Below are 12,070 nucleotides of genomic sequence, written 5' to 3' on the forward strand. Positions count from 1 at the left end.
CTCCTCCTGTCAGCCCAATGTCGGCATGGAGAACGCCGCGCCCGTGTCCTGCTGCATTTCCGGCCAGCGTGCGGTGACGGTTTTCATTCGGGTGTAGAAACGCACGCCGTCGTTGCCGTGAACGTTAAGCGCACCAAAGATAGAGCGTTTCCAGCCGCCAAAACTGTGGAACGCCATCGGCACCGGGATCGGGACGTTTACCCCAACCATCCCGGCCTGAACCTCTTCGCAGAAGCGACGCGCGCAGCCGCCGTCACGGGTGAAGATAGCCGTGCCATTACCATATTCATGACGGTTAATCAGTTCCACCGCGCTGGCGTAATCTGCTACCCGCACCACAGAAAGTACCGGTCCAAAAATCTCTTCTTTATAAATGGTCATCTCTGGCGTGACCTTGTCGAACAACGTCGGCCCGACAAAGTAGCCCTGCTCATGACCTTTGACGCTAAAGCCACGACCGTCAACGCGCAAACGGGCACCCTGAGATTCACCGCTATCAATATAGCCGAGTACTTTACTGCGGTGCACCGAGGAGATCAGCGGTCCCATTTCATTTTCCGGCGTCTGGTCAAGGCCCGGCCCGACGCGCAGCGCCGCAATCTGTTGTTCCAGTCGGGCACAGAGTTCATCTGCCGTTTTATCGCCGACGGCCAGGACGACGGAAAGCGCCATGCAGCGTTCCCCTGCCGCGCCATAAGCTGCGCCCATAATGGCGCTGGTGGCCATCTCCATGTCGGCATCCGGCATTAAAATACAGTGGTTTTTTGCCCCACCGAGCGCCTGACAGCGTTTACCGTGAGCCGATGCAGTTTGATAAATGTATTCGGCTATGGGGGTTGAACCGACAAAGCTTACGGCCTGAACCCGCGGGTCGGTCAGCAGCACGTCTACCGACGCTTTATCGCCCTGAACCACGTTGAACACACCGTCCGGCAGCCCCGCCTGTTGCAGCAGTTTTGCCAGTTCGAGCACCAGAGAAGGATCTTTTTCCGACGGCTTCAGCACAAAGGTGTTGCCGGTCGCCAGCGCGATGGGGAACATCCACATCGGCACCATCGCCGGGAAGTTAAACGGCGTGATCCCTACGCACACACCGAGCGGTTGCATCAGCGAGTGGCTATCGACGCCCGTTCCCACGTTGGCTGAGTGCTCACCTTTTTGCAGGTGAGGAATGCCACAGGCAAACTCCACCACTTCCAGACCTCGGGTGATTTCGCCGACGGCATCAGAGAACACTTTGCCATGCTCTTCGCTGATTAAGCGGGCAAGTCGCGTCATGTTCTCTTCCAGCAAAGCCTTAAAGCGGAACATCACTCGCGCACGCTTTAGCGGAGAATAGCGCGCCCATGCAGGAAAGGCTTCATGCGCCGCCGCAACGGCCTGCTCGGTTTCCTGTACCGTACTCATCACCACCTGGCGGATTTGTTCGCCGGTGGCTGGGTTGAAGATTGCCTGCACACGCTGGCCTGAACCGGTGACACATTCGCCGTGAATAAAATTCGCTACCGTCTCCATCCTTAACCTCTCGCTGTTGATACGTGGCTGTTACCTGAACACTGTTCTCTGTGTACTATATATGAAACAAATATTCCATTTTAAGTTGAAATAAAACAAATATTGATTAATGTGATCAAGGATGGATTTTTATGTTAACAAGCAGCATTGCCAGAATAATCTGGCTATCCGTGTATTTCACACGAAGCGAGGATTGAAGCTTTTGTTTCATTTTTAACAGCAATTGAATCATCAACATTTAAAAGACGCGGCTTTGCGTTTAGAATCATAAAACGATGTAACAGGAGGTAAAATGACGACAGCAACCAGCCTGAACGAGCTGCAGCAGCAAATCCGCGATCGCTACGATAGCCTGAGCAAGAGGCTGCAGCAGGTGTCCCGCTATGTGCTGGATAATACCAATAGCGTGGCCTTCGATACGGTTGCCGTCATTGCCGAGCGTGCCGGAGTACCGCCATCGACGCTGATCCGCTTTGCTAATGCCTTTGACTTCTCCGGTTTCAACGAAATGAAACAACTGTTTCGTATGAACCTGGTGGAAGAGACCGCCAGCTACAGCGACCGCGCACGACTGTTTCGTGAAATGGAAAGTGAAGCGGTGCCGGAAACCCCGCTGGACATCCTGCAGGAATTTGCCCGTTCGAATGCGCAGGCCTTACAGCAGCTGGCGGCCCGCGCTGAACCCGAAATGCTGGTACGTGCAGTACAACTGTTGGCAGATGCCGACACGATTTACATCGCAGGTTTGCGCCGCTCATTTAGCGTAGCCGCCTATCTCACCTATGCCCTGAGCCATCTTGAGTGCCGCCCTATTCTGCTCGACGGGATGGGGGGAATGCTGCGCGAGCAGATAAACCGCATTAAAGCGAACGACATCGTGGTGTCGATTAGCTTCTCGCCATACGCAGAAGAGACCGTGATGGTCAGTGAAACGGCAGCGAATGCCGGTGCTCGTCAGATAGTCATCACCGACAGCCAGATCAGCCCGCTGGCAACGTTCAGCGATCTCTGCTTTGTGGTGAAAGAGGCGCAGGTCGACGCCTTTCGATCGCAGTCTGCCACGCTGTGTCTGGTGCAATCGTTAGTGGTAGCGCTGGCGTACAAATTAGGTGATGGCAGCAACGAAAAAAGCCGTTCTGCTGGGTAAGTATGGCAACCAGGCCGTTCCATCGCGACGAATGCCGGATAGCATGTTGTCCAATAAACAGGTATCTGGCACGCCGCGAGCGCAATCATCTTACGCGCTGATTTTGCATACTTGCCTTAACGGCGACGTTGCTCATTTCGCATAATAAAAACAGAAACGTCGGCTAAATGACCTGTGCCAGACGGCGAATACCGTCAACAATAGCCGCGGGTGGATGATTTGCAAAACCAATCATAACCCCTTGTCGAGCAGCTTCCCCATGATAATAATGGCTCAGTGATTGTATTCCCATGCCAAGCATTCTGGCTTTTTCCTCAACATCCTTTCCCGTCAACGTATTATGCAGCCAGCACACAATATGCACACCGGAATCAGAAGGTTGAACAGTCATTTTATCGGCAAGATAGTATTGAATAGCATTGACCAATGCGGCCCTTCTCTCGTAACACGCCTTACGGATTCGACGAACATGACTGGCGTAGTGCCCATCTTCAATAAAACTCGCCAGTACAGCCTGCTCAAGATAGCTGGTTCCAATATCTGAAAAATATTTCGTCACGACAAACTGTTCTTTTAAACCGGGTGGGACCACTAAAAAGCCTAAACGAAACTCTGGGTACATCATTTTAGAGAATGTCCCGGCATAGATGACCCGCTGATGCTGATCTAATCCTTGCAATGCTTGCAAAGAGCGTTCGGCATAACGAAACTCACTATTATAATCATCTTCAAATATCCATGCCCGATTCAACTTAGCCCATTCCAGTAATTCAAGTCGCCGCGATGAACTCAGCGTTCCGCTCAATGGATATTGATCTGAAGGAACGACATAGGCCAATTTTGCGTGAGGAAAATGAGTAATACCATATTGAACATTCATTCCCTCGTTATCTACCTGCACGGGTCTTACTATTACCCCTGTTGACATAAATACCCCACGCGCACCTTTATACCCGGGGTCATCCAGCCAAACTTCATTTCCTTTTGAAAGCAGCGCCCGCGCAGTAATATTTAATGCCTGCTGAATACCGTTGACGATGATAATTTGATCTTCACTGCAGTTAACGCCCCGAGTCGTTTTAATATAGTGGCAAACCGCTTTTCTTAAGGGATGAAAACCACAGGGACTGGTGTGAGAACCCAACTGATGCCGGGATTGTCTCCAGACTCGTCCCAGCAACTTTCCCCATAAGGTATGAGGGAAGAGGTCGGTACACCCCACGCCAATGGCGAAGAGTCGATTGGGTTCACGCCCTTCATAATCCCCTGGCCACAAGTCGTGCACAGCCGCGATGTCGGCATTAACCTGCCCCTCTGACGGCAGCTCATCCTCCGGCCTCATTTTAGGATAGTCATTACTTATGCTTCGGTCAGGAATATTTTGTGTGACAAATGTTCCAGCACCTTTGCGCGTCAGAATATACCCTTCGTCTAATAAACGGTCATAACCGGCAATAACCGAGTTGCGTGAAATTGACATCATCTCGGACAATGCCCGGGATGAGGGTATCTTCGTACCTGACGCTAAGCGTCCTTCCACAATAGCGTTACGCAGAGCGTAATAGACCTGTTCCTTAATAACGCCGTTTGCTAAAAAAAGCTCCTGAAATAAAGGTGCCGTGTTTTTTTTCATGACGTTCACTCTTACGGTAAAAGTGGATCCTATCAATATATACAAAGTGTCTCTTTGCGGTGATTCAAACATTATTTAGGATAACCACAATACAAAACACGCTAGCTAAACCTATCAGGAGAACTATGAGTAACCAAAATACTGATACACCCATTACTCTCGAGCCCGTCACACAACAAGACTATGCCAGCTGGCTTCCTCTATGGCTAAACTACCAGATTTTTTATCGTACTAACATTTCAGAAAAGGTAACACAATTAACCTGGGAACGTTTTCTCAATCCCGTGGAGCCCATTTTTTGTGCTGTCGCGAAGTCGGACGGTAAAATTGTCGGCCTGGTACATTATCTCTTCCATCGCTCAACATGGTCTGAGTCAGATTATTGCTATCTGGAAGATTTGTTTGTTAGCGAAGATGCCCGGGGCAAACACATCGGTAAGCAGCTTATCGAGCATGTTCAGCGGCACGCCCGTAAACGCCATGCTCCAAGATTATACTGGCACACCCATGAAACGAACCTTCGCGGGCAGCGCCTTTATGACTGGGTTGCCAGCAAAAGCGGGATGATCGAATATCGCATGTAAAATAAACGGCAGATGAGGCCATCTGCGGCTCTCTCACAGGGCCGCAGAATACGAGGCCGCGCCGCTGGGTAACCAGAGCCGTTAAGCGCCTTATCCGCACGGGAAAACGACATATTCCTATATATTATAAGATTAATAATACAAACAAATATTATTTTTCAATGTGTTGCCAACGTTTGATTTTTTATGAATTTTATTTCCATGACAAACTATCCTACACTTGTTTTTACGCATATATATAGCAGGAATATCCCATGAACGAACCGCCTGGACAGCATCGTTCGGTGTGCAGAAAACATATCAGCAATATGCATTTTCATACTTTCGGGTGATAACAATTTCGATCAAGCATTTTTTCATCATTTAAGGAGAGAAACAGGATACCAGAATTGCAACGCATGTTGCCTTGCTGGTAGTAAACGAAGAAATTGATTGATGGTGTAGAGTAAAATGAATCAAATACGAGAATCATTAAACAATGTTATATTCCCGGATAACATGCCTGACTCCTGGCCTTATCAATCCTGGTGTTCCCCGGCAGATATTGACACCGATATTACCTGGTATTCTTTTACTGAGCTTGATTTAACACTCAACGCCTGGCTAGGACAAAACGCCTTAATCCCTGTGCGAACATCTGTTTGGGGGTTTGTTTATGAGAATGAACCATTAGTCCAGATAAATATCATAGATGATACTGCATTTATTGCAATTAACCGGAGATTCTACTCTTGGGTAATTATTGTTGCAGGAACCTACAACTTAAATATCAGCCTCGATTTATCCACGATCTTTAAGCACACGGCATTAGCAGATACGGCTCTATGTATGATTGCCAATAGAGTTGATACTCAATCAGTAGACGTCGCACTGAACACAGCAAAATCTTTTATGAACTTTGTTTTTTTTCATGAACTGGTTCATCTAATATGCAGTCATCATGCGTTTTTTCAGCACAATGGACATCAACCGTCCTACATCAGAACTATGGCGTTTATTGCTGATTTTTTAGCTTTCGAAAACTCACTTATGCCCTTAAGCGGTAATGACACTACACACAAACGAAATAGAGATCTGGAAATCGGCACCGCCCGTTGTCTTGGTTTTATAATAGCTTCCTATTTCATCATCAAAACTAAACAAATGAACACCGTAAACGTCTACCCTACGGTAAATGAAAGAACTATCTTGTTACTGAGCTATATACTATCACCCTATTTAAAAAGAGGTGAATGGGCAAACATGTTGTTGAAACATGAAGCCAGAGGAATAATGGATGCCTATACTCGACGAAGGAAATTAGGATTTAACCTAGACAATGATAATTGTATCATCTCTACTGATTACGCCACATGTCATTGCAACTGTAGTCAATGCAGTGCTTTCGCCACAGAGATATACACAAAGGCCAGACCATTAAATACTGAAGTGTTAAACCATATGGATGTCTATACTGCATGTTTCTCTAAAAATAGAAACGGCATGACCTATCCCAACCTGGAGAAAATAAACAACGCTACGTCTTATTTTTGTGGTTTAAAACACCCAGTGTTATTTTCATTAGAGAATTCAATTAAGAGATTGATGTAGTGCACCAGTGCACGTGAACGTCATGCGTAAACAACAAAACACATCAGTAGGGAACGCGGCCGGCCCCCCTGTGACTCTGGCACACCAGAGCCACAGGAGACAAACATTAATCAGGCTTGACTGGGTAATGCACCAATAGCGTGGGAGTTTTTCACGGTCAGCGTCACCACTGCCGAACAAATCAATGCCGCAATCATAAAGATAAATGCGCTGTTGTAGCTGCCGCCGCTGCTTTGGATTAACCAACCAATGACCGGTGCGGAAACCACCCCTGCCATTTGTCCACCAAAGTTAACGATGCCGGATGCGCGACCCATGATGTTGCTGGGAATAGTGTCCATCAAAATCCCCCAGAATGTCGCCATGGCGAAGAACATAAACAGTGCTGAAATACACTGGTAAACCACCGCCATATCCGCGCTGCTTACGCTAAAGGTCAAATACAGGAAACCTGCGGCAATAACGGATGTCACAACGTAGAACATCTTACGCAACGACTTGTATTTGTCGGAGCAATATCCACCGATCAATGTGCCACATGCGCCAAACAGGAATGGAATCGCCGCCATCACACCGGTCTTCGCCAGTGAGAACTCACGGACGGTGATCAAATAGCTTGGCAGCCAGGTAGAGAAGCCCCAGAAGGTGATATCAAACAAGAACCAGATAGCCGCCATCTGCCATAGCACGGGCATTCTGAGCACGTCTTTGAACGCAACGGCACGGGTACTTTGCTGGCTACCTTGATCGTCAGCCGCCAGTTCCGCCAGATCCTGCTGCGTAATAGCCGGGTGATCTTTCGGGTTGTCCCGGGTAAAGAAATAGATACCCGCCGCAATAAACAGACCGGGAATACCGAGCACGATAAAGACCATGTGCCAGCCAAATGCCCCGATGATGCTCGCCGCAACCACCACCGCCAGCGCCGGGCCTAAGGTATTCACCGTCGACTGAATCGCCGTTGCACGACCACGCTCTTTTGACGGGAAGTAGGTCGAGATCATCTTCCAGGACGCAGACGGGAAGCACCCTTCACCGATGCCAAATAAGAAGCGGACGGCCAGCATCAGAGGAAGCGTCAGTACCGCACCGGTTAAGCTGGTGAAAATTGACCACCAGGCAATGCCAATGGCCATAATTTTACGCGAGCCAAATTTATCCGCCAATAAACCGCCGGGAATTTGAAATGCCGCGTAACCAATAAAGAAGGCGCTAATAATTAAACCTTGTTGCGTGGTATCAAGATTTAAATCTTTACCGATATACGGTAATGAAACGCTCATCACCATACGGTCGAGAAAAGAAAGCAGCCATGCCAGCCAGATTAATGACAGGACGGTATATCTTGCTTTCCATGTCTTTGGTTTACCTGAAGGTAAAGATGCTTGTTGGTTCATTGTGATGTCCTTGGGGTGTAGTGATCTCTCGCGGCTATAAATGGTCGCGAGAGATCAACGCGTGTTGCGCGTTATTTATTAGTATTGTTTTCTAATAACAGTACCGCTACAGGCATAGCTCTCTATGCCATTAATTAAAGCAATACGTCCATTGACCATCACCAGTTCGATCCCTTCAGGATACTGATTAGGTTCAACAAATGTGCCTTTATCGGTAATGGTGTACGGATCGAACATCACAATATCCGCAGCATAACCGATCTTAATCAGCCCTCGATCCTGCAAGCCCAACACCTCGGCAGGTTTTCCGGTCATTTTACGGATTGCCGCTTCCCAGGTCAGACAGCCCTCTTCCCGCACATATTTACCCAGTACACGAGGGAAAGCACCGAACACGCGCGGATGCGGCTTACCTGCGCCCATCAGGCCATCGGTACAGACGTTCTGTTCCGGGCGGCAGAGGAACTTAATTACGTGTTCTTCCGTGCCGTAGAAATCGACCATCCCAACGGCATTTTCTTCTTCAAACAGCAGATCAAAGGTGGCGTTGTACGGATCTTTACCACGCAGTTCACCCAACTCGACGAGGTTCAGGCCAACGGCATCCTGATTTTTTTCTGTCTTCACGCTGGTAACAAAAATCTGATCCAGACCGGCGAAATCAATAAAGTTATCCCAGCCCGGAATGCCCTGTTGAATATCAGCGATCATCTTCTCCCGCAGTTCAGGCGAGGCCAGACGTTCAAGCAGCTTGTCGGTTCCACCCGAATGGACCCACGGTGGCAGGATCACACCAAGCATGGTGCTGCCCGCGACGTATGGATACTGATCGAAAGAGATGCGGATCCCCTCTTCCTGCGCCTGCTCCAGCATGCCCAGCATCCGATCAATCAGCGTCCAGTTTTTCTTGCCGCAGACTTTCATATGCGAAATGTGCAGCCAGACGCCGGTTGCTTTAGCGATATCGATCAGTTCCTGGGTGGAGTTGATGATGTCGTCGGCTTCACTGCGCTGATGCACCACGAAGATCCCGTTGTATTTCGCCGTGACCTTGCACAGCGCAATCATCTCAGCGGTATCGCCAAAAGCGCACGGCATATAGATAAGCCCGGTGGACAGGCCAAATGCTCCAGCCTTTAACTCCCGCTCGAGGACCTCGCACATCTTGGCCACGTCTTCACGGGTGGAAGGTCGCCCATCCAGCCCCATCGCTTCCATACGCACATTGCCATGCGGGACCAGATACGCAAGGTTAGTGGCCGGGTGACGAGAGGCCAACAAATTGAGATAACCGTCCGTATTCTTGTATTTCCAGTCAATTTTGTCGGTATCGCCATCCAGTCCGGCAATATTTTTACGCCAGGCCGGAATATATTCCTCAGGCAACGGCGCAAGTGCCACGCCATCCTGTCCGAGTAATTCCGTGGTAATACCCTGACGAATTTTTGCCGACAGTGCGGGATTAATAATTGCCGACAAATCAGAATGTGTGTGGGTATCAATAAAGCCAGGACAAATTACTTTTCCTGTTGCATCAATAACCTGTTCATTTACACCAGCATCAATTTGGCCGATCGCCACAATACGACCGTCATCAACCATCACATCGGCAATCCTGCCTTCGCTGCCCGTCCCATCGATCACATTTCCGTTTTTGAAAATGGTTTTCATCGTAATTCTCCATTGCGGTGCAGATAAACTGCACCGCCTGTAGGGTAAGAGGGTTTTATCTTTATTTTTTTAATGGCGATACAATGTCTGGATAATGCTGTAATACCCGCTGGCCGAACCGGTTAGCTGATCGATTTCAATAAACTCATCGATGGTGTGCGCCAGGTTTTCACGCGATGGGCCAAAACCGATGGTTTTGATGCCCGCTTCGCCCGCATAGTGGCTACCGTTCGTGCAAAAGGAATACTGGGTGATGGTCGGTTCAAACCCTGCCGCACGCACGCCGGCCAGCGCGGCCTGCACAAACTCGTCGGACTCTTCGTAAACCCACCCAGGGAAGAAACGCTCGCCCTCAATGGTCGCGCCGGTATAGCAGGACTCCTGGCCTACAGCGTAGGAAACGCTGGCCTTAAATTGTGGATCCTGAGCGACCAGCTCGGCCAATGCGCTTTCCAGTGGCGCAATGACGCTTTCTTTGGTTTCGCCCACCAGCAGACGGCGATCGTAGGTCGCACGGCAGTAATCTGGCACCACAGATGCACCCGGATACGGCGACGATCTAATGTCCGTCAGTTCCAGAATGCCAGGCCCTAACACCGGATGCGTTGGCGGAGTAATGGTGCGGATTTTGTCGATCAGCTGCGCCATTTTGTACACCGCGTTAATACCTGCCTGCGGATTAGCGGAGTGCGCCGGTTTGCCAAACGTTTCAACCACAATTTCAGCGCGGCCACGCTGACCAATTTTCAGGTTTAATTCGGATGCTTCGCCGATAATCACATAGTCAGGTTTATAGCGTTCGCTGACCAGACGGGCGGCGATCCCTTCGAAGCACTCTTCATGTACGATGCAGGCCACGTAGATTTTACCGGCAAACTCACGCTGATTATCCTGGCCGAAAAATCCGACGGCAGAGATCATCGCCGCCACAGCGCCTTTCATGTCCGTCGTGCCGCGGCCATAAATTTTACCGTCCTCAATGTCGCCACCGTACGGATTGTGGGTCCACTTTTCCGGATTCACGGGCACAGTATCAATGTGTCCATCCAGCACCAGCGTTTTTCCTGGTTTATTGCCGACAATACCGCCAACAATATTTCCGTATTTATCGACGTGAATGTCATCGAACTGGTAATGCTCCATCATTGTTTTTATTGCATTTACCACTTCCCCTTCCTGACCGGAATAACTTTTCTGCTGGATCAGTGCCTGGCAATTCTTAATCACTTCTTCAATACGGTTTGCAGATAACATGGTTTTCTCCGTTATAACTTCAATCAGGAATGGATTAATTAATGCCGGGGTACTGACCGCCCCAGACAATATCCAGATATTGTTGCGGGTCGGTATCACCTTCTGTGCTTATCAACAGCACGCGAGAATGCGCATCCAGCCCCAGTTGTTCACGCGTCTGTGCCAGTGCTGGCGAGGTCATTAGCAATGCCAGCAGACCGGTGGTCACAGCACCGGATTCACCGGACGTAATTTGGGGATCGCCCGCTAATGGGTTACCCAGCATGCGCATCCCCAGCGCGGCCACTTCATCAGGGCAGGAGGCGAATGCGTCGGCATAATCACGCAACAGTTTCCAGCCGATGCTGTTGGCTTCGCCGCAGGCAAGTCCTGCCATAACGGTCTGCAAATCCCCCCCAACGGCCACCGCCTCGCCCTCTTTAGCCAGCGCAGAACGGTAGAGGCAGTCGGCGATTAACGCCTCAGCGACAATCACTTTCGGACGATTTTCCCCCCAGGCCGCCGTCACCATTCCCTGCACCATTCCGGCAAAAGAGCCCACGCCCGCCTGAACGAACACGTGTGTTGGCGCAACCTGGTGAAGCTGATCTATCGCTTCCAGCATCAGCGTGCCGTAGCCTTGCATAATCCACAGCGGGATCTTTTCATAGCCTTCCCAGGCCGTATCCTGCACCACGATCCAGCCATGCTCTTCAGCTTGTTCGGCGGTCATACGCACGGCATCGTCGTAGTTCATATCGACAATCTCCGCCGTCGCGCCTTCATTGCGAATTGCGGTCAGACGCTGCTCAGATGAGCCTTTCGGCATGTAAACCACCGCATTCTGCTTGAGCTGCCGCGCCATCCATGCCACTCCTCGTCCGTGGTTGCCGTCGGTCGTTGTAGCAAACGTCACGGTCTTCAGGTCGCGGCGCACTTCGTCGCTGGTCATCACATCAAAAGGTAATTCGCTGATATCCTTACCCACTAATTCCGCGATGTGGCATGCCATCGCATAGGCACCTCCCAGCGCTTTAAAGGCTTTGAGACCAAAACGCTGAGACTCATCCTTCAGATAAATATTTTTAACGCCCAGTTTTTGCGAAAGAACCGGTAACGAATACAGCGGCGTCGGCGCATAACCCGGAATAGAGCGATGAAAATTCAGCGCTTTTACCAATTCCTGGCGACTAAACGGCGCCAGCGGCGCATTGGGGTGTTCAGTAAACGGCGTCTGGTTGATAAAAAACGATAAGTTTTCCTGCATCATAGAACCTCATTGTCCTGATATTTCATTCCC

At 49.8% G+C, this 12,070-nt stretch carries 9 protein-coding genes; 3 read left to right on the forward strand and 6 right to left on the reverse strand.

Annotation, left to right across the window (positions count from 1 at the left end; all coding sequences use genetic code 11):
- Positions 1-9: 9 nt before the first annotated feature.
- Complete coding sequence (locus FCH32_RS19025; RefSeq protein ID WP_115257691.1) at positions 10-1,515, reverse strand: CoA-acylating methylmalonate-semialdehyde dehydrogenase; 1,506 nt, start codon at positions 1,513-1,515, stop codon at positions 10-12.
- A 292-nt stretch (positions 1,516-1,807) separates the two neighbouring features.
- Here FCH32_RS19025 and FCH32_RS19030 point away from each other — a divergent pair, with 292 nt between their 5' ends.
- Positions 1,808-2,662 (forward strand): MurR/RpiR family transcriptional regulator, encoded by an 855-nt coding sequence (locus FCH32_RS19030; protein WP_096756047.1) that lies wholly within the window; start codon positions 1,808-1,810, stop codon positions 2,660-2,662.
- 163 nt (positions 2,663-2,825) lie between these two features.
- Here the strand turns inward: FCH32_RS19030 and pdxR are convergent, their stop codons facing one another.
- Entirely contained in the window at positions 2,826-4,295 is a 1,470-nt protein-coding gene (gene pdxR / locus FCH32_RS19035) for a MocR-like pyridoxine biosynthesis transcription factor PdxR (protein WP_174361349.1), read from the reverse strand.
- 125 nt (positions 4,296-4,420) lie between these two features.
- Here pdxR and FCH32_RS19040 point away from each other — a divergent pair, with 125 nt between their 5' ends.
- Both FCH32_RS19040 and FCH32_RS19045 read left to right on the forward strand, forming a co-directional pair.
- Positions 4,421-4,879, forward strand: coding sequence for a GNAT family N-acetyltransferase (locus FCH32_RS19040; RefSeq protein WP_174361350.1), 459 nt, complete (start codon positions 4,421-4,423; stop codon positions 4,877-4,879).
- Positions 4,880-5,329: 450 nt separating this feature from the next.
- Positions 5,330-6,469, forward strand: a complete 1,140-nt coding sequence (locus FCH32_RS19045; RefSeq protein WP_174361351.1) for a hypothetical protein — start codon at positions 5,330-5,332, stop codon at positions 6,467-6,469.
- Positions 6,470-6,579: 110 nt separating this feature from the next.
- Here FCH32_RS19045 and FCH32_RS19050 read toward each other — a convergent pair whose 3' ends face one another.
- From FCH32_RS19050 to dpaL, 4 genes are all read right to left on the reverse strand, one after another.
- A complete protein-coding gene (locus FCH32_RS19050; protein WP_146717357.1) occupies positions 6,580-7,866 on the reverse strand; it encodes an MFS transporter in 1,287 nt (428 codons plus the stop codon).
- Between the two features lie 78 nt (positions 7,867-7,944).
- Positions 7,945-9,537 (reverse strand): N-acyl-D-amino-acid deacylase family protein, encoded by a 1,593-nt coding sequence (locus FCH32_RS19055; RefSeq protein WP_174361352.1) that lies wholly within the window; start codon positions 9,535-9,537, stop codon positions 7,945-7,947.
- 69 nt (positions 9,538-9,606) lie between these two features.
- Complete coding sequence (locus FCH32_RS19060; RefSeq protein ID WP_174361353.1) at positions 9,607-10,791, reverse strand: YgeY family selenium metabolism-linked hydrolase; 1,185 nt, start codon at positions 10,789-10,791, stop codon at positions 9,607-9,609.
- Between the two features lie 34 nt (positions 10,792-10,825).
- A complete protein-coding gene (gene dpaL / locus FCH32_RS19065; protein WP_115259906.1) occupies positions 10,826-12,037 on the reverse strand; it encodes a diaminopropionate ammonia-lyase in 1,212 nt (403 codons plus the stop codon).
- Positions 12,038-12,070: the final 33 nt, after the last annotated feature.

Origin of the sequence: Citrobacter gillenii, from assembly GCF_013337685.1 — a bacterium.
Classification (GTDB): domain Bacteria; phylum Pseudomonadota; class Gammaproteobacteria; order Enterobacterales; family Enterobacteriaceae; genus Citrobacter; species Citrobacter gillenii.